The sequence below is a fragment of the Spiribacter sp. SSL99 genome (assembly GCF_009805925.1).
Taxonomy (GTDB): Bacteria; Pseudomonadota; Gammaproteobacteria; order Nitrococcales; family Nitrococcaceae; genus Spiribacter; species Spiribacter roseus.
This window is the reverse complement of the sequence record NZ_MAOM01000002.1, coordinates 15998-40936: the sequence shown is the minus strand read 5'-3', so window position 1 is coordinate 40936 and position 24939 is coordinate 15998. Positions and strand designations below refer to the sequence as shown.

20 protein-coding genes are annotated in these 24939 nt (G+C 63.7%); 10 read left to right on the top strand and 10 right to left on the bottom strand.

The features are described 5' to 3' along the window. The first annotated feature begins 10 nt into the window (after nt 1-10). Entirely contained in the window at nt 11-1540 is a 1530-nt protein-coding gene (gene ppx / locus BA899_RS00665) for an exopolyphosphatase (RefSeq protein ID WP_144348183.1), read from the top strand. Here ppx and ppk1 read toward each other — a convergent pair whose 3' ends face one another. Together ppk1 and sthA are read right to left on the bottom strand one after the other, a co-directional pair. Then, the gene (gene ppk1 / locus BA899_RS00660; protein WP_144348184.1) at nt 1541-3619 is read right to left on the bottom strand and encodes a polyphosphate kinase 1; all 2079 of its coding nucleotides are present in this window, start codon (nt 3617-3619) and stop codon (nt 1541-1543) included. Nucleotides 3620-3699: 80 nt separating this feature from the next. Beyond that, nucleotides 3700-5097, bottom strand: coding sequence for a Si-specific NAD(P)(+) transhydrogenase (gene sthA, locus BA899_RS00655; protein ID WP_144348185.1), 1398 nt, complete (start codon nt 5095-5097; stop codon nt 3700-3702). An 87-nt stretch (nt 5098-5184) separates the two neighbouring features. On the opposite strand from sthA, the gene BA899_RS00650 reads away from it, so the two are divergent. From BA899_RS00650 to BA899_RS00625, 6 genes are all read left to right on the top strand, one after another. After that, nucleotides 5185-7362 carry a malate synthase G gene (locus tag BA899_RS00650; protein ID WP_144348186.1) on the top strand — a complete coding sequence of 726 codons (2178 nt, stop codon included), beginning with the start codon at nt 5185-5187 and terminating at the stop codon, nt 7360-7362. Nucleotides 7363-7513: 151 nt separating this feature from the next. Beyond that, nucleotides 7514-8686, top strand: coding sequence for a TRAP transporter substrate-binding protein (locus tag BA899_RS00645; protein ID WP_144348187.1), 1173 nt, complete (start codon nt 7514-7516; stop codon nt 8684-8686). 80 nt (nt 8687-8766) lie between these two features. Then, on the top strand, nt 8767-9384 hold the full coding sequence (locus BA899_RS00640) for a TRAP transporter small permease subunit (RefSeq protein ID WP_144348188.1): 618 nt from the start codon (nt 8767-8769) through the stop codon (nt 9382-9384). Next, nucleotides 9381-10799, top strand: a complete 1419-nt coding sequence (locus BA899_RS00635) for a TRAP transporter large permease subunit (protein ID WP_144348189.1) — start codon at nt 9381-9383, stop codon at nt 10797-10799. The genes BA899_RS00640 and BA899_RS00635 overlap by 4 nt, the downstream gene beginning before the upstream one ends. Continuing rightward, the gene (locus tag BA899_RS00630; RefSeq protein WP_144348190.1) at nt 10792-12150 is read left to right on the top strand and encodes an amidase; all 1359 of its coding nucleotides are present in this window, start codon (nt 10792-10794) and stop codon (nt 12148-12150) included. The genes BA899_RS00635 and BA899_RS00630 overlap by 8 nt, the downstream gene beginning before the upstream one ends. Continuing rightward, the gene (locus BA899_RS00625) at nt 12147-12311 is read left to right on the top strand and encodes a hypothetical protein (RefSeq protein WP_159299411.1); all 165 of its coding nucleotides are present in this window, start codon (nt 12147-12149) and stop codon (nt 12309-12311) included. The genes BA899_RS00630 and BA899_RS00625 overlap by 4 nt, the downstream gene beginning before the upstream one ends. 78 nt (nt 12312-12389) lie before the next feature. Here the strand turns inward: BA899_RS00625 and BA899_RS00620 are convergent, their stop codons facing one another. Next, a complete protein-coding gene (locus tag BA899_RS00620; protein WP_159299410.1) occupies nt 12390-13928 on the bottom strand; it encodes a CoA-acylating methylmalonate-semialdehyde dehydrogenase in 1539 nt (512 codons plus the stop codon). A 101-nt stretch (nt 13929-14029) separates the two neighbouring features. Between BA899_RS00620 and tpx the strand changes: the two genes are divergently transcribed. Beyond that, nucleotides 14030-14539: a thiol peroxidase gene (tpx, locus tag BA899_RS00615; RefSeq protein WP_159299409.1), complete on the top strand. Its 510-nt coding sequence runs from the start codon at nt 14030-14032 to the stop codon at nt 14537-14539. A 126-nt stretch (nt 14540-14665) separates the two neighbouring features. On the opposite strand, the gene acnA is transcribed toward tpx, so the two are convergent. The 3 genes from acnA to mnmA all read right to left on the bottom strand — a co-directional run bounded on the left by acnA (nt 14666) and on the right by mnmA (nt 19274). Next, complete coding sequence (gene acnA / locus BA899_RS00610) at nt 14666-17419, bottom strand: aconitate hydratase AcnA (protein ID WP_159299408.1); 2754 nt, start codon at nt 17417-17419, stop codon at nt 14666-14668. 129 nt (nt 17420-17548) lie between these two features. After that, a complete protein-coding gene (gene hflD / locus BA899_RS00605) occupies nt 17549-18166 on the bottom strand; it encodes a high frequency lysogenization protein HflD (RefSeq protein ID WP_200833019.1) in 618 nt (205 codons plus the stop codon). Continuing rightward, complete coding sequence (gene mnmA / locus BA899_RS00600; protein ID WP_159299406.1) at nt 18153-19274, bottom strand: tRNA 2-thiouridine(34) synthase MnmA; 1122 nt, start codon at nt 19272-19274, stop codon at nt 18153-18155. The genes hflD and mnmA overlap by 14 nt, the downstream gene beginning before the upstream one ends. A 93-nt stretch (nt 19275-19367) precedes the next feature. On the opposite strand from mnmA, the gene clpS reads away from it, so the two are divergent. Both clpS and clpA read left to right on the top strand, forming a co-directional pair. Further along, nucleotides 19368-19688 (top strand): ATP-dependent Clp protease adapter ClpS, encoded by a 321-nt coding sequence (clpS, locus tag BA899_RS00595; RefSeq protein WP_069134280.1) that lies wholly within the window; start codon nt 19368-19370, stop codon nt 19686-19688. Between the two features lie 59 nt (nt 19689-19747). Beyond that, a complete protein-coding gene (gene clpA, locus BA899_RS00590) occupies nt 19748-22018 on the top strand; it encodes an ATP-dependent Clp protease ATP-binding subunit ClpA (protein ID WP_159299405.1) in 2271 nt (756 codons plus the stop codon). Between the two features lie 6 nt (nt 22019-22024). Here clpA and infA read toward each other — a convergent pair whose 3' ends face one another. The 4 genes from infA to BA899_RS00570 form a co-directional block, all read right to left on the bottom strand. Continuing rightward, nucleotides 22025-22243 (bottom strand): translation initiation factor IF-1, encoded by a 219-nt coding sequence (gene infA, locus BA899_RS00585; RefSeq protein ID WP_110882994.1) that lies wholly within the window; start codon nt 22241-22243, stop codon nt 22025-22027. 72 nt (nt 22244-22315) lie between these two features. Beyond that, entirely contained in the window at nt 22316-23041 is a 726-nt protein-coding gene (locus BA899_RS00580) for an arginyltransferase (protein ID WP_235012701.1), read from the bottom strand. Beyond that, nucleotides 23041-23787, bottom strand: coding sequence for a leucyl/phenylalanyl-tRNA--protein transferase (aat, locus tag BA899_RS00575; protein WP_110882995.1), 747 nt, complete (start codon nt 23785-23787; stop codon nt 23041-23043). The genes BA899_RS00580 and aat overlap by 1 nt, the downstream gene beginning before the upstream one ends. Further along, entirely contained in the window at nt 23780-24937 is a 1158-nt protein-coding gene (locus BA899_RS00570) for a GNAT family N-acetyltransferase (protein WP_148122243.1), read from the bottom strand. Before BA899_RS00570 ends, aat begins: the two co-directional genes overlap by 8 nt. Nucleotides 24938-24939: the final 2 nt, after the last annotated feature.

Sequence of the window (24939 nt, the reverse complement as noted above, 5' to 3'; positions counted from 1 at the left end):
GTCAGAACCGATGGCCGTCGATGCAGCGCCCACCCATGACCCGGTCAACGAGGCCGATGAAATTGCGGCGGTCGATCTCGGCTCCAACAGTTTTCATATGATCATCGCGCGGCCCGATGAGTCGGGGCTGCGCACCCACGACCGGCTGCGTGAGTCGGTCCGACTGGCAGCCGGGCTGGATGCCGAGAAGCGGCTGTCCGCCGATGCCCGGGCCCGGGCGCTTGCCTGTCTTGAGCGCTTCGGTCAGCGCGTCCGCGAGCTCCCCGAAGGTGCCGTGCGGGCGGTGGGCACCAACACACTGCGGCAGTCGCGTAACAGCCGGGCGTTTCTGCGCGAGGCCGAACAGGCGCTCGGCCACCCGATCCAGATCGTCTCCGGCTACGAAGAGGCGCGACTGATCTATCTGGGGGTCGCGCACAGCATCGCCGATGATGAGGATCGCCGCCTGGTGATGGACATCGGCGGTGGCAGCACCGAATTCATTATTGGTGAGCACTTCGTCCCACGCGAAATGGAAAGCCTGCACATGGGGTGTGTGAGCACCACGCAGCGGTTCTTCAGTGACGGGGTGATCACCGACAAACGCCTGCGGCAGGCCGAGATCGCCGCGCGTCGGGAGCTTGAGCCAATAGCCGATCGCTATCGGCGACTCGGATGGGAGCGGGCCATCGGTGCTTCCGGGACCATTCGCGCCATTGAGCGGTGTCTGCGCGAAAATGGCTGGACAGCCGGTGGGATTGATCCGAAGGGCCTGCAGAAGCTGCGCCGGGCGCTGGTCAAGGCGGGCGATATCAAGCGCCTGAAGCTCGATGGCGTCAATGCCTCGCGGGCTGAAGTGTTGCCCGGTGGGCTGGCGGTGCTCCTGGGTGCTTTCCAGCAACTCGGTCTCGAGCAGATGGAGGCCGCGGATGGGGCGCTGCGCGAGGGGCTGTTATTTGATCTGATCGGGCGGATCCGGCATGCCGACGTGCGCACGGCGAGCGTTCGGGCGATGGCCGAGCGCTACCACGTCGATCAGGATCAGGCGCGTCGCGTGGCAACGCTGGCCGATTCCCTGCGCGGCGAGGTGGCGACCGACTGGGGGCTGGCCACACCGGCCGCTCGGGATACCCTGCAGTGGGCCGCCTGGGTGCACGAGATCGGCCTGGACATTTCCCACAGCCAGTACCACAAACACGGCGAGTACATCGTGCGGCACAGCGACCTGGCCGGCTTCGCCCGCGAGGAGCAGCAGTTGCTGGCCACGCTGATCCGGGCCCATCGACGCAAGTTCCCGCGTAATGCCTTCCGTGAGCTGCCCGAGGACTGGCAGACCGCCTCGGTCCGACTGGCGGTACTGCTGCGTCTTGCGGTGACCCTGCAGCGCGCGCGCAGCGACGAACCCCTGCCGGCACTCACTCTCAAGGCCGCCGGGCGCAAGCTCACCGTGCGCTTTCCCGCCGGCTGGCTGGATGACAACCCGCTGGTTGAAGCCGACCTGAGCGAGGAGGCCGGCTTTCTCGAGGCAGCGGGTTTTCGCCTGCGGATCAATCGCGACTGATCAGCCGTCCTCGCCGTAGCCCTGGAGCAGCGCGGTCTGGGCGCTCACGCCGGTCTCATCGGCCCCGGGGGTGAGGCGGCGGTACTCACCATCGGCATCCAGCACCCAGGCCTGCGTGTTATCCGCAAGATAGGTCTGCAGATCGGCGAGCACCCGGTCGCGGAGCTCGGCATCGAGGAGCGGGAAGGCCGCCTCGACGCGCCGGAAGAAGTTGCGCTCCATCCAGTCCGCCGAGCTGCAGTAGAGCTCCGGGTCGCCGTTGTTGGCGAAGTAGAACACCCGCGTGTGCTCGAGGAACCGCCCGATGACCGAGCGCACCCGGATGGTGTCACTGACCCCCTCGACGCCGGGACGCAGGCAGCACATGCCACGCACGATCAGGTCGATCCCGACACCCGCCTGGGATGCCGCGTACAGCGCCCGGATGACCTTGGGTTCGACCAGCGAGTTGACCTTGATGATGATCCGGGCCGGTCGGCCGGCCTCGGCGTGGCGCTGCTCGCGGGCGATCTTCTCGAGAATGCCGGGATGCAGGGTGAACGGTGACTCGAGCAGATGACTGAGCGCCGAGACCTTGCCGAGGCTGGTGAGCTGGAGGAACACGCGATGGACGTCCTCGCCAATGGCCGGGCGGGTCGTCATCAGGCCATAGTCGGTGTAGAGCCGGGCCGTGCGTGAGTGGTAGTTGCCGGTCCCAAGGTGGACGTAATGGCGCAGCCGACCGCTTTCCCGGCGTACGATCAGCATCAGTTTGGCGTGGGTCTTGTGACCCACCACCCCATAGACCACATGCGCACCGGCCTCCTGCAGCCGGTTGGCAAGCCCGATGTTGGCCGCCTCGTCAAATCGGGCGCGCAACTCCACCACCACGGTCACCTCTTTGCCGCTGCGCGCGGCGGTGACCAGATGATCGACCACCGCCGAGTCGGGGCCGGTCCGGTACAGGGTCTGCTTGATCGCCAGCACGTCGGGATCCTGGGCTGACTGGCGCAGCAGCTCGATGACCGGGGCGAACGACTCGAAGGGGTGATGCAGCAGGATGTCGCGCCGTCGCATGACCTTGAAAATATCGCCGGTGTGGCTGAGTTCCGCCGGCAACCCGGGCTTGAAGGCCGGGTACTTGAGGTCGGGCCGGTCGACCAGGTCACAGACCGCGAACAGCCGGTTGAGATTGACCGGTCCGTTGACCTGATAGAGGGCCTCGGGCTCGAGTTCGAACTCCTCGAGCAGGAAATGCGCCATGTGCTCGGGGCAGTTGGCGGCCACCTCGAGGCGCACGGCATCGCCATAGCGCCGTGATGGCAGCTCGCCCTCCATGGCCCGGAGCAGGTCATCCACTTCCTCCTCGTCGACATACAGGTCCGAGTTGCGCGTCACCCGGAACTGATAGCAGCCGGTGGTCTTCATGCCCGGGAACAGGTCGGTGACATGGGCGTGGATGACCGAGGACAGGAACACGAAGTCGTACGTACCACCGCCATCGAGCTCCGGTGGCAGCTGGATGATGCGGGGCAGGGCCCGAGGCGCCTGGACCACCGCCATGCCGCTGCTGCGCCCGAAGGCATCCTTGCCTTCCAGCGAGATGATGAAGTTGAGGCTTTTATTGAGGACCTGCGGGAACGGATGCGCCGGATCCAGCCCCAGCGGGCTGAGGATGGGCAGGAGCTCGGTCTCGAAATAGCTGCGGATCCAGTCCTGCTGCGCCTGCGTCCATTCGTTGCGGCGCAGAAAGCGGATATCCGCCGCGGCCAGCGCCGGGGTGACCTCATCATTGAGCAGCCGGTACTGCTCGTCCACGAGGGCATGGGCGCGTTCGCTGATCTCGCGCAGCACCTGCTGGGGCGTCCGGTTGTCCGGCCCGCTCTGGCCTACGCCAAGTTCCCGGGCCTGGCGCAGGCCCGCCACCCGGATCTCGAAGAATTCGTCCAGGTTCGAGCTTGCGATGCAGAGGAACTTGAGCCGCTCGAGCAGCGGATTGGAGTCGTCGGCGGCCTGCGCGAGGACCCGCTCATTGAAGGCCAGGAGGCTCAACTGACGGTTCAGGTAGAGCCCGGGGTGGTGGAGGTTGTCCGATTGCATTGCGTCGCTGTCCTTTAAAGTCGCCGCCCAGCATAAACCGGTTCGGTTGCGATGAGGTTACGTGCGCGCTCTGCCTCGGTTCAGGCGACCCGGTTATAGCCGTTGAGGGCGGCGACGCGATAGCCCTCGGCCATGGTCGGATAATTGAATGTGGTGTTCATGAAGTAGCGCAGGGTGTTGTTGGGGGCCGGCTGCGCCATGATCGCCTGGCCGATGTGGACGATCTCGGCGGCCTGGTCGCCAAAGCAGTGGATGCCGAGGAGCTCCAGCGTATCGGCGTGGAAGAGCAGCTTGAGCATGCCCACCGTCTGTCCCGAGATCTGTGCCCGCGCCAGATCCTTGAAAAAGGCGTGGCCGATCTCATAAGGGATCTGGGCATCGGTGAGTTCGCCCTCGGTGCGGCCGACGGAGCTGATCTCGGGGATGGTGTAGATGCCGGTGGGTACGTCATGCGCCAGCCGATACTCGCAGTGTCCCTCGAGCATATGGGTCGCCGCGTAGCGCCCCTGGTCGTAGGCGGCGCTGGCCAGACTCGGATACCCCACCACATCGCCGATGGCATAGATCGATGGCTGCGCGGTCTGGAAGTCGTCGTTGACCTCCACCTGACCCCGACCGTTGGGCTGGATGCCGATATGCTCCAGCCCCATGCCATCGGTGTTGCCGCTGCGCCCGTTGGCCCACAGCAGCAGGTCCCCGCGCACCCGCTTGCCCGACTGCAGGTAGAGGGTCACGCCGTCGTCGTCGGCCTCGATGGACTGGTACTGCTCGCGGTGACGGATGACAACGCCGTGCTCACGCAGATGATAGGAGATGGCATCGGAGATTTCGTCGTCAAGAAACGCCAGCATGCGCTCACGCGTGTTGATCAGGTCGACCTTGACGCCGAGGCCGCGGAAGATCGAGGCGTATTCACTGCCGATGACGCCGGCACCATAGATGATCAGGCTGCGGGGCGTATGTTCGAGGGACAGGATCTGGTCGCTGTCGCAGATGCGTGGATGAGAGAAATCAACATCCGCCGGGCGATAGGGCCGTGAACCGGTGGCGATCAGGAAATGCCGGGCCGTCAGGCGCTCGGTGCGGCCGTCCGCACCGGTCAGCGCGAGGGTGTGCTCGTCCTCGAAGCGCCCCTCGCCGGTAAGCACCGGGACATTGTTGCGCAGATAAAACCCACTGCGCAGGCCGACCTGCTGATCGATGACCGACCGGGCGTGACGCAGCATGGTCTGGAATGACACATGCCGGGGCTCGCCGGCCTCGCGGAACAGGGCGGAGCTGTTGTACTCCATGAGCCGGCGGACATTGTGGCGCAGCGCCTTGGAAGGAATCGTGCCCCAGTGCGTGCAGCCGCCGCCCACCTCGCTCAGCCGCTCGATCATGGCGACACGCTGACCGCCCTTGGCAAGCTTCATCGCCGCGCCTTCGCCGGCCGGCCCGCTGCCGAGGACGAGCGTGTCGTAATGCTGATCACTCATGGGGTTCATCCTCCTCGCGTTGTGCTTTATTTTAGCTGGACGCCATTAGAGAACAAAATTCACAGCAACGATGACGGGGAAGAGTCAATGACTGAGCGTGTCGAGCGGGCGGGATTACAGGTAGCGAGACCCCTGGACGATTTGATCGGCCAGGCGGCGATCGTCGGCACGGGCGTTGACGAGACCCGGTTCTGGGAAGGCCTTGCGGAGCTGGTCGACGAGCTCGGCCCCCGCAACCATGCCCTGGTCGCGCATCGCGATACCCTGCAGCGACAGATCGATGAGTGGCATCGCGCTCACCCCGACGAGCATTCAAGCGCTGCGTATCGGCGGTTCCTCGAAGAAATCGGCTACCTGCAGCCGCCCACCGGAGCGGTCGAGGTCAGCACTGAGAACGTGGACGACGAGATCGCGCGCATCGCCGGTCCGCAGCTGGTGGTGCCGCTCAACAACGCCCGCTACGCCCTGAATGCCGCCAATGCCCGTTGGGGCAGTCTCTATGACGCGCTCTACGGCACCGATGCCATTCCCGACAGCGAGGGGCTTGAGCGCGGTACGGCCTTCAACCCGGACCGTGCCCGCCACGTCGTGGCTTGGGCGACCGCCTTCCTGGACGCCAATTTTCCGCTCGCGGCGGGCAGTCACGCGGATGTGACGGCCTACCGGGTGGCGGCTGGCGAGGGCGACCAGACACTGCGCGTGACCCTGACCGGAGGCGGCGAGACCGGCCTCGCGGACCCCGGCCAGTGGGTGGGTTACGCCGGGACGGCATCGGCCCCCGAAGCCGTCCTGCTGCGGCGTCATGGCCTGCATGTCGAGATCAGCATCGATGCCCATGATCCCATTGGCCGGACTCACCCCGCCGGTGTGCGCGATCTGGTCATGGAATCGGCGGTCACCTCGATCCAGGACTGTGAGGATTCGGTGGCCGCGGTGGACGGCGAGGACAAGGCACAGGTCTATGCCAACTGGCTGGGGCTGATGCGGGGCGACCTCGAGGAGCGCTTCTACAAGCAGGGCCGCGAGGTCGTGCGAGCCCTCAATCCCGATCGTGCCTACACCGGCGCCGACGGGCAGCCGCTGAATCTACCCGGACGCAGCCTGATGCTGGTCCGCAACGTCGGGCATCTGATGACGACGCCGGCGGTCCTCGACGCCCGGGGCAACGAGATCCCGGAGGGGATCCTCGACGCCCTGTGCACCGCGATGATCGCCATGCATGACCTGCAGCGCGACGGCGGCAACAGCCGCACTGGCAGCGTCTATATCGTCAAGCCGAAAATGCATGGACCCGACGAGGTGGCGCTGACCGTGGCGCTGTTCGCCCGCGTCGAGCAGATCCTGGGGCTGGCCGAAAACACGCTCAAGATCGGCGTGATGGATGAGGAGCGGCGCACCACCCTAAACCTGCAGCGCTGCATTGAGGCGGCCCGCGAGCGGCTGATCTTCATCAACACCGGCTTCCTCGATCGCACGGGCGACGAGATCCACACCAGCATGGAGGCCGGGCCGATGATCCGGAAGGCGGCCATGAAGCAGTCGCGCTGGCTGAATGCCTATGAGGACTGGAATGTGGATACCGGGCTGGCCTGCGGGCTGCCGGACCATGCCCAGATTGGCAAGGGGATGTGGCCGATGCCGGATCGCATGGCCGACATGCTCGAAGCCAAGATCGGCCATCCACGGGCCGGCGCGAACTGCGCCTGGGTGCCGTCACCCACGGCCGCCACCCTGCATGCCACCCACTACCACCAGGTGGACGTGCGGGCCCGGCAGGCCGAGCTGGCGGGCCAGTCGCGGGCAGCCATCGACGATCTGCTGACAATCCCCGTCGCCACCGACACGCAGTGGAGCGATGAGGAGATCGGCGCCGAGCTCGATAACAACTGCCAGGGCATTCTCGGCTACGTGGTGCGCTGGATCGATCAGGGGATCGGCTGTTCCAAGGTGCCGGACATCAATGACATCGGACTGATGGAAGATCGCGCGACCCTGCGTATCTCAAGTCAGCACATCGCCAATTGGCTCCATCACGGCATCGTCAGCGAGGAACAGGTCATGGCCGCCATGAAGCGGATGGCCGCGGTGGTGGATCGGCAGAACGCCGATGACCCGACCTATACGCCGATGGGCCCTGGCTTTGGGGGCGCAGCCTTCCAGGCCGCCTGTGATCTGGTCTTCAAGGGCCGCGAGCAGCCCAGTGGCTATACCGAGCCGTTGCTGCATGCCCATCGTCTGGCGCTCAAGGGCCAGTCCCAGACTTAGGCATTCACGGCAAATGTGGTTTGCTCAAAGGGCACAGATATGATGCAGTTTGATCGCAGGCGAATCGTCGGCGTCTAGGACGCCGGTGATCCGTGCTGAGAGTGCCCTGCAAAGACGGGGCACGACACATAAAACAGGAGGAGAGCGCGGCATGACCGATTCTAAAGTGGATCATGGCAATGCAAATTCGGTAGAGCCGGATGGTTCCCGCCGTAAGTTTCTGAAGAGCAGTCTTTCAGCCGCCGGCGGTATCGCGGCGGGCACGGCGGTCGTCGGTGCACCGTATGTGCACGCCCAGTCACCAATCGTGCTGAAAATGCAGACGGCCTGGGGCGGCGGCAATATCTGGAATGATTTCGCCCGAGAATACGTTGACCGCGTGCACAGCATGTCGGGCGGGCGGATACAGATCGATCTGCTCCCGGCTGGCGCCATTGTGGGAGCCTTCCAGGTCATTGACGCAGTCAGCGATGGAATCATCGATATCGGCCATGAAGTGCCGGTCTATTGGTACGGCAAAAATAACGCCGCTTCCCTGTTCGGCACCGGTCCGGTCTGGGGCGGCGATGCCAACAACATGATGGCCTGGTGGTATGCCGGGGGCGGCAAAGAGCTGTATCGCGAGCTCACTCAGGACATCATGGGTCTGAACGTGGTCGGCCAATTCGGCTTTCCGATGCCATCCCAGCCATTCGGTTGGTTCAAGAACAGTGATGTTACGTCGGTCGAGGATATCCAGGGCCTGAAATACCGGACCGTGGGTCTTGCCGCTGATCTGCTCAATGAGATGGGTATGTCCGTTGCCCAGCTCCCTGGTGGCGAGATTGTGCCAGCGATGGAGCGGGGCGTCATTGACGCCTTCGAATTCAACAACCCGTCGTCCGATAGTGATTTCGGTGCGCAGGATGTCGCGAAAAACTACTATCTGGGTTCCTACCATCAGGCCAGTGAGTCCTTTGAGTGGTTGTTCAACCGCGACATGCTCGAGAGTCTGGATGACGACCTGCAGGCGATCCTTCTGCATGCGGTCGAGGCGGCCTCAACGTCGAACACAGCCAGCGCGCTGGATCGGTATTCAGCGGACCTCGAGAGGATGCAGACCGAGTCCGGAGTGACCGTACATCGGACTTCTGACGAAATCCTCGCTGCACAGCTGGAGGCTTGGAGCACACTCATTCCGAAGCTGGAAGAGGACGACTTCATGCGCCGTGTCATGGAAAGTCAGAAAGCCTGGGTTGAGCGGACCGTGTTCTATGAGCTCATGAACCAGCCGGATCTGCAGCTTGCCTACGAGCACTTCTTCCCCGGCCGGCTGAACATGTAAAGCGGAGTGTCCGCCCAATGATCCGCCCTGGTCCCTCGACCGGGGCGGGTTTATGACGACCGGCTGGAAAAGAGTGATCCATGCTGCAGATCATCCGCACTATTGATCGATTCACGACCTGGGTCGGACGGAGTTTCGCCTGGCTGATCCTGCTCATGGCCTTTGGTATGGGTTATGAGGTGGTGTCGCGTTATCTCTTCAACGCGCCGACAGCCTGGGCCTACGATATGTCGTATATCCTGTACGGCACGCTGTTCATGGTTGGCGGGGCATACACGCTTTCGCGCAACGCGCATGTTCGAGGCGACTTTCTCTATCGGCTTTGGAAGCCACGGACCCAGGCAGCCGTCGAGTTAACGCTCTACTTTCTGTTCTTTTTTCCCGGCATCCTCGCGCTGGTGTTCTCTGGCTGGAAATATGCTTCCCGCTCCTGGCAGTACCTGGAAACGAGTACCTTTTCACCGGCCGGAATACCGATCTTTCATTTTAAGACGATGATGGTGGTGGGCGGCGTGCTGCTGCTTATTCAAGGCATTGCTCAGGTCTGCCGCTGCCTCGTTTGCCTTCGCACCGGAGAGTGGCCGGCCGACGTGAAGGATGTGACTGAATTGGAAGATCAGCTTCTCGAGACTGGCGGTGCGGATCACGCGGACAACGCTATGGACACCGCGCCTGACACAGGAGGCGAGGGACGATGACCGATCCTCAAATCGGGATCCTGATGTTGGGGATCTTCATTCTGTCGATCTTTCTGGGGTTTCCCATCGCGTTTACGCTGATGGCGCTGGGTATCGCCTTTGGCTATTTCGCTTATTTTGACTCAGGCCGGATGTGGCGTGCCTATGATCGCCTGGTCGAGCAGGGCGCTGAGGGCTGGGAGGTCTGGCAGGCTTATTTCGAAGGGTTTCTGAATAACCGCATTTTTGATCTGTTCGTCAACCAGACCTATTCGGTCATGGCGAACGAAGTGCTGACGGCGGTCCCCTTGTTTCTTTTCATGGGCTACATCGTCGAACGCTCCAACATTGTGGAGCGGCTCTTCTCCACGCTTTATATTGCGGCGCGACGAGTGCCCGGTGCCATGGGCGTGGCGGCGCTGATCACCTGTACGCTCTTCGCGACTGCGACCGGTATCGTCGGCGCGGTCGTGACATTGATGGGGTTGCTGGCGCTACCGGCGATGCTCAATGCGCGTTACAACAACGCATTTGCCTCGGGCGTCATTTGTGCCGGTGGTACCCTGGGAATCCTTATTCCGCCATCGATCATGCTGATTGTTTACGCAGCGGCAACGGGCACGTCGATCGTGCGGCTTTACGCCGGAGCGCTCTTCCCGGGACTGCTGCTGGCTGGTCTGTATATCAGCTATATCGTCATACGGAGTATCCTCCAGCCGTCAGTCGCACCTAAACCAACCGATGACGAGGTTGGGGACGTGCCATACAGCCGGCTACTGCTGATGATCCTGACGTCCTTTGTGCCCCTCGCGGTGCTCATCCTGGCCGTCCTCGGCTCCATCCTCTTCGGTCTGGCCACTCCGACCGAGGCCGCTTCGGCAGGCGCGCTGGGTGGGCTGGCGCTATCAGCGATCTATCGGGCGCTAACCTGGGATAAACTGCGGGATTCGGTTTATCTCACCCTCAAGACGACGGCCATGGTGTGCTGGCTTTTCGTGGGGTCCTGGACATTCTCGTCGGTATTTTCCTATCTAGGTGGCGAGCATCTCATTACAGAATTTGTGGTTGGGCTCGATCTCAATGTCATCACTTTCCTGATACTTGCTCAACTGATTATATTCCTGCTCGGGTGGCCGCTTGAGTGGTCAGAGATCATCATCATATTCGTGCCGATCTTTCTGCCGTTGCTGGACATTTTCGGCGTCGATCCGCTGTTCTTCGGGATCCTGGTCGCGCTTAACCTACAGACCTCATTCCTGACGCCACCGATGGCGATGTCGGCCTATTACCTCAAGGGGATCGCGCCACCGTCTGTGAATCTGGTGGACATTTTCAGAGGCTGTATGCCCTTCCTTTTCTTTGTACTCGTCGCGATGGTGGTGCTTTACGTGTTCCCGCAAATCGTCTTCTGGCTTCCGGATACTGTTTATGGTTGAGCGCGTAGAAATTGGAGACCCGGCGAGCCTCACGGTGTCGCAGATGGCCAGGTATCTGGCCGATGGGGCGTTGAGCAGCGAAACGGTTACCAAAGCCTGTCTGGCACGGATCGAGGCGATAGAGCCAAGTGTGCACGCGTGGGCCCATTATGATCCGCAGCGGGCGCTCATGCAGGCAAAAGAGGCCGATCGCCGGCGCGCAATGGGTTTGCCCCTCGGCCCACTTCACGGGGTTCCGATCGGCCTCAAGGACATCATTGATGCTCGCGGAATGCCGACCGAAAACGGCACATCACTGGATGCGGGGCAACGCCCTAACCAGGATGCGACGCTGACACAGCGTCTCCGTAACGCCGGCGTGGTGATCGTGGGGAAGACCGTTACCAGTGAACTGGCCTACTTTCATCCCGGGCCCACGACGAATCCTCACGATCCAGCACGTACGCCGGGTGGATCATCAAGCGGCTCCGCAGCGGCGGTCGCGGCCGGTATGGTGCCATTTGCCGTCGGTACTCAAACGAATGGTTCAGTCATACGCCCGGCTTCATACTGCGGCGTGGTTGGGTATAAGCCAAGCTTTGGTTCGGTGCCACGAACGGGTGTGCTAAAGGCTGCCCAGTCGCTTGATCAGGTTGGGTTTTTCGCCCGCAGTGTCGAGGATGCTGCCCTGGCTGCGACAGTGATGGGTCCGGATGGGCAGGATCGCGACTGTGACTTGAATCCGGGGCCGTTGCTGGACACGGCTTTGTCAGCGCCGCCGGTTACCCCTGACATTGCGATGGTCCACACGCCGTTCAGTGAGCGTCTTGAATCGGCGACAACCGAGGGGTTTGCAGAGCTGGTCGATCTGCTCGGTGAGCATGGCACGGAGGCGGCCCTGCCGGATTTATTCGGTCGTAGCGCGGGATGGCTCGCAACCATCATGGCCAGTGAGATGACGCGAAATCTCGGGCATTACTATGACCGCGATGCGGATCAACTGAGCGATGCGTTCGGCGCATTAATGGAGCAGGGCCGCAGCATCGCAGCAGTCGATTACCTCGCAGCCCGGGATATGCAGCCGGTTCTGCGCGAGGCCCTCGATCCCTTATTTGAGCGATTTGACGCAATCATTACCCCGGCGGCGCCGGGCGAGGCCCCCGCCGATCTGAGCACGACGGGTGATCCGATCTTCTGCTCGCTCTGGAGCTTGTGTGGGCTCCCAGCAATTACGCTGCCGCTTTTGACAGGCCCCAACAATATGCCGGTGGGTGTTCAGGTGGTCGGTGCTTACGGACAGGATGCACGGTTATTGAGAACGGCACGCTGGCTGCTGTTGCAGTGCAGCCCGGACGAGGAGACAGGCCAATGATGGATCGGGTTATGGCGGTGATCGCGTTACTGATGCTTGGCGCATTCCTGTTGGTGGTGCCGCTTTTCGTGCCGCACATCGATTTGATGATTGCGATGACTGGGTGCGCGGTGCTGGCTACATATGACATGTGGCGACATCTTGCCCTCAAAAGGCCCTAGCGGCCGATTCCGTCGTTCTGAAGGGGGTAATACAAACCCGGCTCATGGCCGGGTTTTGTCGCGGATCCGGGCACTCGATTACATCGTTGGCATCACGAACTGGCTGCCGCCGTCGCGCACGCCCTTTGGCCAGCGGCTGGTGATGGTCTTCATCTGGGTGTAAAAGCGCACCGCATCCGGCCCGTGGGCGTGGAGGATGCCAAAGCGCGACTGCTTCCAGCCACCAAAGCTGTGGAAGGCCATCGGCACCGGGATTGGTACATTGACGCCGACCATGCCCACTTCGACGCGCTCGCTGTAGGTTCGGGCGGCATCGCCGTCGCGAGTGAAGATGGCCGTGCCGTTGGCGTATTCGTGGCCATTGACGACGCCGAGGGCCTCTTCGAAGTCGGCGGCGCGGACCACGCTGAGGACGGGGCCGAAAATTTCTTCGCTGTGCACACGCATGCCCGGGCGGACGCGATCGAACAGCGAGCCGCCGATGAAGAACCCGTCGTTTCTATCGTCTCCCGGGAAATGGGCCCGCCGGCCATCAAAGACAAGCTCGGCCCCTTCGGCAGTCCCGATATCGAGATAGCTGGCGACTTTGTCGCGGTGCTCGCGCGTGACCAGCGGACCCATTTCAGGCTCGGGCTTGCTGAGGCCGTCGCCAATGGTCAGGGTTTCGAGACGGGCCTTCAGGCCCGCCACCAGGCGATCAGCGGTCTCTTCGCCGACTGGAACGGCGACCGAGATCGCCATGCAGCGCTCACCGGCCGAGCCGTAGGCGGCGCCCATGAGGGCGTCCACTGTCTGCTCAATGTCAGCATCGGGCATGACCACGGCATGATTCTTAGCGCCCCCGAGGGCCTGGACGCGCTTGCCGTGGGCCGATCCGGTGGAATAGATATATTGCGCGATCGGCGTGGAGCCCACGAAGCTGATGGCGCCAACCCGCGGATCGGTCAGCAGGACATCGACGGCCTCCTTATCACCGTTGACGACATTCAGAACGCCATCGGGCAAGCCCGCCTCCTTGAGTAGTTCCGCCAGCAGCATGCTGGCCGACGGATCCTTCTCGGAGGGTTTGAGGATAAAACTATTACCGCAGGCGAGCGCCACGGGCGCCATCCACAGTGGCACCATGACGGGAAAGTTGAATGGCGTGATGCCAGCACACACCCCCACGGGCTGTTGCATGGAGTGGCTGTCCACGCCGGTCCCGACGTTGGGCGAGTGCTCGCCTTTTATTAGATGCGGAATGCCGCAGGCGAACTCGACGACCTCAAGGCCGCGGACCACCTCGCCCCTGGCGTCGGAGAGGGTCTTGCCGTGCTCGCGGGTGATGCACTCAGCCAGCCGGTCGTGATTACGCTCGATCAGTTCCTTGAAACGGAACATGACCCGCGCCCGACGCAGCGGAGGCGTGCCCCCCCACTCGACCTGCGCGGCGGTGGCATTGGTGATGGCTTTTTCCACTTCATCGGCCGAGGCGAGCGCGACTGAATGAGTCTGCGCCCCTGTCGCAGGGTTGTAGACCGGGTGAGTACGGCCGCCCGAGGCACCGGCGACGGCTTCGCCGTTGATGAAGTGGCCAATCTCGCCCGTGGCGGTGGCGTCCTGGGATGCGGTGGCCATGGTCTCTCCTCTTATGGTCTTTTAACGCCGAGTGTAGCGACTCAGACCATGCGACGATAACCTTGTGTGCGATTAAAACAATTTGAGCGGGAGAGCCCGACATGACCACGATTACTCGACGCGGCGAGACCGTGCAAATCAATGGTGACCTGCCGGCCATCGGGAGCGTGGCTCCGGATTTTAAACTGACCCGTAAGGACCTGAGCGATGTCTCTCTGGCGGACTACGCTGGCATGCGCAAGGTACTCAGCATTGTCCCCAGCTTGGATACACCGACCTGCGCGATGTCCGCGCGGCAGTTCAACCAGCGCGCGGCGGCGCTCGAGAACACCGTGGTGCTCAACATCTCTGCCGACTTGCCCTTCGCCATGGCGCGGTTCTGCGAGATCGAGGGCATCGAGGCCGTTGAGGCTCTGTCGATGATGCGCGACCGACGCTTTGCTACCGACTACGGCATCCTTCAGGTTGATGGCCCAATGGCGGGCCTCACCGCCCGCGCGGTCCTCGTGCTCGACACCCATGATGTCGTCGTCTACCGCGATCTTGTCCCCGAAATCCGCCAGGAGCCGGATTACGACGCGGCCCTGACGGCACTGGAGGCGGCGAGCTGATCGACGGGTGATTGCTCGCCCCGCCATTGTCGGCGGGTCCGCGTCCGCGTCATCGGGACTGTCATTCGAGCATAAAAAAACCCGGCCACATGGCCGGGTTTTCTGTCTTCGCCGGATGGCGGTGGCTCAGGCAGCCTGGTGGCTGCGCTGAGCCAGATCCCGCAGCACGTAGTGCAGGATCCCGCCGTTGCGGAAATAGCCCCACTCGGTGGGTGTGTCGATGCGCACCCGTGCCTCGAAGCTCTTCACCTCGCCATCCGGCGTCACTGCCCGGACGGTGACCGAATCCGGCTCTGAATCGAGACTGCCGACGCTGAACGTCTCCTCGCCGGTCAGGCCAAGGCTTTCGGCATTCTCACCCTCGGCGAACTGCAGCGGAACCACGCCGAAGCCAACCAGGTTGGATCGGTGGATGCGCTCGTAGCTCTCGGCGATGACGAAGCGGACGCCCAGCAGCGCAGTGCCCTTGGCCGCCCAGTCACGGCTCGAGCCCGTGCCGTACTCCTTGCCGGCCAGCACGACGAGCGGGGTGCCCTGCTCTTTGTAGCGCATCGCGGCATCGAAGATCGAGGTCTGCTCGCCGGTGGGGAAGAACGTGGTCCAGCTGCCCTGCGTTCCGGGTGCCAGCTGGTTTTTCAGCCGCACGTTGGCGAAGGTGCCGCGCATCATGACCTCGTGGTTGCCACGCCGGGAGCCGTAGCTGTTGAAGTCCTGCGGCAGGATACCCAGCGAGCGCAGATATTCACCGGCGGGGCTGTCCGCCTTGATGGCGCCGGCCGGGGAGATGTGGTCGGTGGTGATTGAATCGCCGACCTTCACCAGGCAGCGTGCCTGCTTGATCTCTGAGATATCCCCCGGCTCCATGTCCATGCCCTCGAAGTAGGGGGGGTTGCGGACATAGCTCGAATCCGGCCACTCGTAGGTCTGGCCTTCCGGTGCCGGCAGCTCGCGCCAGGTCTTCGACCCTTCGAACACGTTGGCGTACTGCTCGCGGTACATCTTGTAGTTGATGTACTCCTCGATGATGTCCGAGATCTCTTTCTGGCTGGGCCAGATATCCTTGAGATACACCGGATTGCCATCGGCGTCGTACTCGAGGGGATCGTGGGCGATGTCCTTGGCGACGCTGCCGGCAAGGGCATAGGCCACCACCAGCGGCGGCGAGGCCAGATAGTTGGCCGGCACGTCCGGATGGATGCGGCCCTCAAAGTTCCGGTTGCCCGACAGCACGCCGGCGACATTCAGATCGCCCTCGCGGATGGCCTCACTGATCGGCTCGGGCAGAGGCCCGGAGTTGCCGATGCAGGTGGTGCAGCCAAATCCGACCACGTCAAAGCCGAGTGCCTGGAGCGGCTCCATCAGCCCGGCCTCGCCGAGATAGGCCGGCACCACCTGCGAGCCGGGCGCGAACGAGGTCTTCACCCACGGCTTGCTGGTCAGGCCGCGCTCGCGGGCCTTCTTGGCGACCAGCCCCGCGGCTACCAGCACGGCCGGGTTGGAGGTGTTGGTGCAGGAGGTGATCGCGGCGATGACGACATCGCCGTGCTTGAGCATGAACTCCTCCCCCTCGTTGTTGACCTTGATGGCGCCCTTCTCATGCCAGAGCGCCTGACCCGGGGCCGTGGAGCCGCCCTCGCCCTCGAAGCGGGCTTCTTCGGCATCGGGCATGGTGCCGCGAGCGGTGAGCTCTTCTTCGAGGTACTCGAGGAAGGCCGACTTGGCATTCGTCAGCGGGATCCGGTCCTGCGGCCGGCGCGGACCGGCGATGCTGGGTACGACGTCGCCCAGATCGAGCTCGACCACGTCGGTATATTCCGCCTCGCGCGAGCCGGTCTCGCGCCACATGCCCTGCTCGCGGGCATAGGCCTCGACCAGGTCGATGGTTTCCTGGTCACGCCCTGAGACGCGGAGATACTCGATGGTCTCCTTGTCGATCGGGAAAATGCCACAGGTCGCGCCGTACTCCGGCGCCATGTTGCCGATGGTCGCGCGGTCGGCGAGGGGCAGATTGTCGAGGCCGTCGCCGAAGAACTCGACGAACTTGCCGACGACGCCCTTCTTGCGGAGCTGCTCGGTCACGGTCAGGACCAGATCGGTGGCGGTCGCGCCTTCCCGCAGCTCGCCGCTGAGACGGAACCCGATCACTTCGGGGACCAGCATGGTGATGGGCTGGCCGAGCATGGCGGCCTCGGCCTCAATGCCGCCCACGCCCCAGCCCAGCACGCCAAGCCCGTTCACCATCGTGGTGTGGGAGTCGGTGCCGACCAGCGTGTCGGGGTAGGCCTGGGTGCCGTTTTCGGTTTCCTTGGTGAATACGCCCTTGGACAGGTACTCGAGGTTGACCTGATGCACGATGCCGGTGCCGGGCGGAACCACGCGGAAGTTGGAGAAGGCCTTCTGACCCCAGCGCAGGAACTTGTAGCGCTCCTCGTTGCGCTTGAACTCGATCTTGCTGTTGAGATCGAGCGCATTGGACGTGCCGAAGTGATCCACCATGACCGAGTGGTCGATGACCAGATCCGCCGGCTCAAGGGGGTTGATCAGGTCGGGATTGCCGCCCAGGCGTTTCATCGCATCGCGCATCGCCGCCAGGTCCACGACGGCCGGCACACCGGTGAAGTCCTGGAGCACGACTCGCGCCGGCATGAATGACACCTGGTTGCCGGGCCCGCCATGCGGATCCCACTCAGCGATGGCCTTGATCTGCTCGGGACCGATGTTCTTGCCGTCCTCCTTGCGCAGCTGATTCTCGAGCAGCACCTTCAGCGAGAATGGCAGCCGGTCGATGTCGTACTGATCCCTGAGCGCGTCGAGGCGGTAGATCTCGTACTGCTTGCCCTTGACGTCCAGTGTCCCGCGGGCATTGTAGCTATTGCTCATGACTTCCTCCCGGAATCGGCGTGCGCATCGTGCACGTCCTTTGTGTGGGGTCCGTCGACCCGTGTGAATCCATTATTTTACATGACCCGGCCGCCATGAGCATGCACTTTCAGCGACGCACGCCGGGGGTCACGCCGCGGCCTTCAGGGTCCGGGCCGTCTCGATGAGGGCACGACGCCCGAGCACCAGGCGCAGTCGGCCGCCGCCGTTCATCTGCCAGAGTCCCGCCGCCCGGATGGCCGCCAGCAGCAGGGCCCGGATCAGTGCCGCGTTGCGGCTGTCCTGCAGGTGGTGGGCATGTCCCTGGACCATGATCCGGGGCCTCAGCGGGCTGATGTGCTCGCTGTACAGGTCGCCCAGATGGTGGATGACGCTGTCATGGTCAATCTGGCCGAAATAATCCGCCTGGTGGCGCGTGCGCTCAAGTCCGGCGGCGAGGGCGGTCAGGCGGGCGCGGTCGCGACGCAGCCGCCGTTCCAGCTGCAGGACGGCGACCAGATAGCGCGTCAGGTGCATGGACTGCGGTTGGGCGAGATGGCTGATCAGCAGATCCAGCCCCCGCCGCAGCGAGGCATCGCCGCCGTAAAGGCCGGCCACGGAGCCGCTGTAATCGCCCAGCAGTCCGCTCAGGCAGGTGCGGGTGGCGTCGGCATCGTGCTGACCGCGGTCGGCGATATCGCGCACCCCGTCCAGCGCCTGAAAAACCGCTGCCATCGCCGCGGCGCGGGCTTGCTCAGGCGACGCCAAGGATCGGGCTCCCCGCAGCCGGCAGCCGCGTCTGGATGATGCCGCCGCCCAGACACAGCAATCCGTCATAGACCACCACCGACTGACCCGGGGCCACCGCCCGCTGGGCTTGATCAAAGTCGAGCCGCCGGCGACCGTCGTCCAGCGGTGTCAGCCAGCCCGGCTGATCCACCTGACGATGTCGCAGCCGGGCAGTGCAGCGGATCGGCCCCATCGGGCCGCGACCATCCACCCACTGCCACTGGTCGGCGATCAGCCCGTCGTTCTGCAGCGCCGGGTGGTCATGGCCCTGCACCACGATCAGCCGGTTGCCGGCCATGTCCTTGTCGGCGACGTACCAGGGCAGCCCGGGGTGCGCGGCACTGCCGCCCAGATTCAGACCACGGCGCTGGCCCAGCGTGTAGAAGGCGAGGCCGTTGTGCTCGCCCAGGGTTTCGCCGTCCAGTGACACGATCGGCCCGGGGCGGCGATCGATGTAGCGCCCGAGGAATCCCTGGAAGTCGCGCTCGCCGATAAAGCAGATGCCCGTGCTGTCGGGTTTGTTGAAGTTCTCGAAGCCGGCCTCGTCGGCGAGCCGCCGCACCTCGGGCTTGGTGCGCCCGGCGAGCGGAAACAGTGCGGCCTCGAGCTGGGTCTGGCCCAGCGTGTACAGAAAATACGTCTGATCCTTATCGGCATCGGCGGCGCGCTCGAGCGTGCGTGCGCCCGGCTCGCCCCCCACCCGGGCGTAGTGGCCGGTGGCCACCGCATCGGCACCCAGACGCCGGGCATGGTCAAGAAACGCCCGGAACTTGATACGCTGGTTGCACAGAATGTCGGGGTTCGGGGTTCGGCCGGCCTGGAACTCGCGCAGACAGTGGTCGAACACCTCGGTGCGGTACTCGGCGGCAAAGTTCGCCCGATGCAGCGGGATACCGAGCGTATCCGCCACCTGGCGAGCGTCGGCGAAATCGGCCTCGGCGGTGCAGTGGGTGTCGGTATCGTCGTCTTCCCAGTTCTTCATGAACAGGCCCTCGACCCGGTAGCCCTGTGCCTTGAGCAGCCAGGCACTGACCGCGGAGTCGACACCGCCCGACAGACCGACAATGACGTGTGATGTGTGCTGCATGCTGAAATAATAACACTGGCGATGCGGGATGGACCTTTTACTCGCGGGTCAGTGTCCTCATATCCGTACAGGTAGCCTTGGGATGATCGGTTGATGACTGAAGAGAACGATCCGAAACGCGACGACGATTTATCGGTCGAAGAAGCTGAGCCGACCGTCAAGCAACCGCCGCTCTACCGCGTCGTGTTGCTCAACGACGACTACACGCCGATGGAGTTCGTGGTGGAAGTGCTCCAGACGTTTTTCCGCATGGACCGTGAGCAGGCCACGCAGGTGATGCTCCACGTCCACACCCGGGGCAAGGGCGTCTGCGGGGAGTTCAGCCGCGACGTGGCCGAAACCAAGGTGGATCAGGTCAATGACTATGCACGCGACAATGACCACCCACTGATGTGCACGCTCGAGCCGGCCTGAGGGGCCGACCGGACCTGGGGTGACCGGGTTTTCCCAACAAGATTGCAAGTGAGATAGCGATGCTGAGCAAAGAGCTGGAATTCACGTTGAACCTCGCCTTCAAGGAAGCGCGTGACAAGCGTCATGAGTTCCTTACCGTGGAGCATCTTCTGCTCGCGCTGACCGACAACCCGGCGGCGCTCGAGGTGCTGCGTGCCTGCGAGGCCGATCTCGAGAGCCTGCGACAGGATCTTGAGGCGTTCCTCGACGAAACGACGCCGCTGCTGCCGGCCAACGACAACCGCGAGACACAGCCGACGCTGGGCTTCCAGCGGGTCCTGCAGCGGGCGATCCTGCATGTCCAGTCGTCCGGGAAGAAGGAAGTGAGCGGCGCCAACGTGGTGGTCGCGATCTTCAGCGAACAGGAGTCGCAGGCGGTGTACTTCCTGCACAAGCAGAACATCTCGCGGCTGGATGCGGTGAATTTCCTGTCCCACGGGATCTCGAAGAACGGCAGCGAGGAGGGCGGCGACGAGTCCGAGCCCTCCCGCGAGGAAAGCGAGACCACCGAGGATGGCGAGAGCAGCAATCCGCTTGAGAGCTTTGCCACCAACCTCAACACGCGGGCCCGGCAGGGCCGGACCGATCCGCTGATCGGCCGCAAGTTCGAGGTTGAGCGCACCATCCAGATCCTCTGCCGGCGGCGCAAGAACAACCCGCTGTACGTCGGCGAGGCCGGTGTGGGCAAGACTGCCATTGCCGAGGGGCTGGCCAAGCTGATCGAGGACGGCGATGTGCCGGAGGTGCTCGCTGACGCGACGATCTACTCGCTCGACATGGGCGCGCTGGTGGCCGGCACCAAGTACCGCGGCGACTTCGAGAAGCGCCTCAAGGGGCTGCTCGCGCAGCTCAAAAAGCAGAAGCACGCGATCCTGTTCATCGACGAGATCCACACCATCATCGGTGCCGGATCAGCGTCGGGCGGCGTCATGGACGCGTCCAATCTGCTCAAGCCCATGCTGGCGAGCGGCGAGCTCAAGTGCATCGGCTCGACCACCTATCAGGAATTCCGGGGCGTCTTTGAAAAGGATCGGGCGCTGGCCCGGCGGTTCCAGAAGATCGATGTCGCCGAGCCCACGGTCGACGAGACGGTCCAGATCCTGCGCGGGCTCAAGGACCGGTTCGAAAAGCACCATGGCGTGCGCTTCACGAATCCCGCGCTCGAGTCGGCGGCGGAGCTGGCGGCGAAGTACATCAGCGACCGCTTCCTGCCCGACAAGGCCATCGACGTGATCGACGAAGCGGGTGCCAATCTGCGCCTGTTGCCGCCGTCGAAGAAGAAAAAGACGGTCAGTGTCTCGGATGTGGAGACGATCATCGCCAAGATCGCGCGGATTCCGCCCAAGCGGGTGTCCACATCGGACATGCGTCTGCTCGAGACCATCGAAAAGGATCTCAAGCGGACCATCTTCGGTCAGGACGAGGCCATCGATACGCTCGCGACCACCATCAAGATGTCCCGGGCTGGACTGCGCGACACCGGCAAGCCGGTGGGCAGCTTCCTGTTCGCCGGGCCGACCGGCGTCGGCAAGACCGAGGTCACCCGTCAGCTGGCCGAGACCATGGGCATCAACCTGATCCGGTTCGACATGTCGGAGTACATGGAGCGGCACACGGTCTCGCGCCTGATCGGGGCGCCGCCGGGGTATGTCGGCTTTGACCAGGGCGGTCTGCTGACCGAGGAAGTGCTCAAGCATCCGCACTCGGTGGTGCTGCTCGATGAGATCGAAAAAGCCCATCCGGATGTGTTCAATCTGCTGCTGCAGGTGATGGATCACGGCTCGTTGACGGATAACAATGGCCGTCATGCGGACTTCCGCAATGTGATCCTGGTGATGACCACCAACGCCGGAGCCGAGGAGCAGAGCCGGCGTACGATCGGCTTCACGCCGCAGGATCAGAGCAGTGATGCCATCGAGGTCATTCGCAAGCAGTTCACGCCCGAGTTCCGTAACCGGCTGGATGCCATCATTCAGTTCAATGGGCTGGCACCGGAGGTGATTCAGCGGGTGGCGGACAAGTTCATCCGCGATCTGCGCCATCAGCTGGCCCAGAAGCGGGTCACGTTGGATGTCAGCGATCCGGCCCGCAACTGGCTCGCTGAGCAGGGCTATGATCCCAAGATGGGTGCACGGCCAATGGCCCGCCTGATTCAGGACAAGCTCAAGCGGGCCCTGGCGGACGAACTGTTATTCGGCAAGCTAACGAATGGCGGACATGTCCGGGTCGATCTGGATGAGACCGGCGAGTCGCTCGCGTTTCAGATCGACACGCCCGAGCCGGTCGAGTAGGCCGGCTTAGCGGGCCCGGAAGACGATGCGCCCCTTGTTGAGGTCATAGGGGGTCAGTTCGACGGTCACTTTGTCGCCGCGCAGGATCCGGATGTAGTGCTTACGCATCTTGCCGGATATGTGGGCGGTGACGACGTGGCCGTTCTCGAGCTCGACACGAAACATGGTGTTGGGCATCACCTCGGTGATCGTACCCTGCATGCGGATGTTCTCTTCCTTCGCCATTCAGCCTTTACTCTTCCTGATAAAACGCCTGATTCTACCCGAGGCGGGGTCGTTCACCAATCGCCGCAGGCCTCAGCCCTCGGCGATCCAGCCCCGGGGTGACAGCCGCTCGTGGGGATGGAAGCCGGTTTTATAGTCCATTCCCGGGCAGCCGGCAATCCAGTAGCCCAGATAAAGCCAGTCGCGCTGGCGACGCCGCGCTTCCTCGATCTGCATCAGGATGGCCAGCGTGCCCAGGCCGCGATGGGTGAGCTCGGGTTCGTAGAACGTATAGACCGCCGAAAAGGCTGCGCCGGTGTCGTCGGTGACGGCGACCGCCAGCAGCTGGTCACTGCCGGTCTGGCGCAGCTCGAGAAATGCCGTGGGGCACCATTCCGAGGTCAGGTACTGCCAGTACAGATCGGCGTCGGCATCATCCATGCCGCCGCCGGGGTGCCGGGCCGATACGTAGCGGCTATAGAGCGCGAAGTGTTCGGCGGAATAGCGAAAGCCCACGTCGCGCAGGTAGACATCGGCATTGTCGCGGCGGCAGCGCCGGTGCCGGCGCCGCGGCTGGAAGCGCGCCACGGGGATGCGAATGCTCTGGCACAGCTGACAGCCGGGGCAGGCATTGCGGTAGAGATGCTCGCCACCACGCCGGAAGCCCTGGGCGAGCAGGGCGTCGTAGAGCTCGGCGGTGGGGGTGAGCCGCGGATCGACAAAGTCGAACTGCGAGGGCCGGTCATGGAGGTAGGGGCAGGGTCGGTACCCCGTGCCGAACAGGCGGATCGATTGCGTCGGGGCGTCAGAGCCGGTCATCAGCCCCGCCAGTGACGCGTGACGTCGTCGCGCTCGATGGACAGCGTCCACGGCCCGAGGCGCGTGGCAGCGCGCTGGCTGGCGGCCAGCTGCAGCAGAAACCGTCGCCGGGGCAGTGTCTCAGCCCCCAGGCTCAGCAGATGGTCGGTGGGCATCTGGCAGTCAAGGAAATCGAACTGCCAGATATCCAGCTGGCAGAGCAGCCAGGCCAGCGCGATCTTGCTGCCGTTGGTGGCATGACTGAACATCGACTCACCGAAGAACGCGCGGCCGGTGGATACTCCGTAGAGACCGCCAATGAGGCGATCATCGCGCCAGACTTCGATGGAGTGGGCAAGCCCGCGCTCATGCAGCCGGCAATAGGCATCGGCCATTTCCGGGGTTATCCAGGTGCCCGGCTGATCAAGCCGCGGCGCGGCGCAGGCGGCCACCACCGCTTCGAAGGCGGTATCCAGTGAGACATGGTGGTCGCGCCGGCGGAGTTGCCGCTGCAGTGACCGGCTGACGTGGAATCGTGCCGGGACGATGATCGCGCGTGGGTCAGGGCTCCACCATAGAATGGGCTCGCCGGGCGAATACCAGGGAAAAATCCCGCGTCGATAGGCCGACTCGAGGCGTTGCGGCGACAGCGTCGCACCAATGGCCAGCAGGCCTTCCGGGTCGGTCATGGCGCTGTCCGGGTCGGGCAGCGGCGTTGTCTCGTCGTCCGGCGCAAGCCAGGGAATGGGCAGTCGGGGCTCAGCCACGCGGCAGGGTTTCCAGTACGTCGGCGCGGTAGGGGCCTTCGGCAGTGAGGGTGTCGGCGTATTCGGCAACCGCTGGTCGCTCGCGGGCAAGAAAGTCGTCCACCGCCGCCTGAAACCGGTCGTCGCGCAGATGATGCGCCGAATGGGTCAGCACCGGCAGGAATCCCCGCGCCACCTTGTGCTCCCCCTGGGCGCCGGGTTCGAACCGATCCATGCCTTCACGGATGCAGTACTCGATGCCCTGGTAGTAACAGGCTTCGAAGTGCAGATCGTCATACTCCGCGGCGGCGCCCCAGTAGCGCCCATAGAGCGTGTCGTCGCTGCGCAGGCAGATGGCCGCCGCCACCGGCTCGTCGTCGGCCTCGGCCACGAAGGCCACCAGCCGGTCACCGAGTTGATCGCCGAGTTCGACAAAGCAGTCCCGGGTGATGACCGGCCGATTGCCGTGGGCGAGGAACGTATCGACGTAGAAACCGTGCAGGGCGGTCCAGAGCTCGGGCGACATCTCATCGCCGTGCAGCGTGCGCAGGGTCAGGCCCTGTTCGTCCACCCGGCGGCGCTCGCGGCGGATGTTCTTGCGCTTTTTGGCATTCAGACCGCCGAGAAAATCATCAAAGTCGTGGTAGCCGGCGTTGCGCCAGTGATACTGACAGCCATCCCGGCGCGAGTAGCCCGCCGCCTCCAGTTCAGCCATGTCAGCGTCGTTGGCGAACAGCCAGTGGACCGAACTGATGTCGAGGGCGTCCACCACCTGCCGGGCCCCGTCGGCGAGTGCCTGACGCGCCCCCTCCACCGGGTAGTCGTGGTTGATCAGCATGCGCGGGCCGTTTACCGGGCTGTAGGGCACTGCGATGATCAGCTTGGGGTAGTAGTCGAGGCCGTTGCGCTCATAGGCATGCGCCCAGGCGAAGTCGAAGACGAACTCGCCCCATGAATTGCCCTTGAGGTAGGCCGGCGCCGCGGCGACGAGTGTGTCGCCGTCTTCGAGGACCAGGTGATGCGGAACCCAGCCATTGTCCGCTGAGACCGCCCCGTGGCGTTCGAGGGCCGCCAGGAATTCATGCCGCAGGAACGGGTTGTCGGTCCCCGTCAGCGCATTCCACCGCGCCGGCGCGATTTCGTCGATGGCCGATAAAGCTCTGATTTGCATGT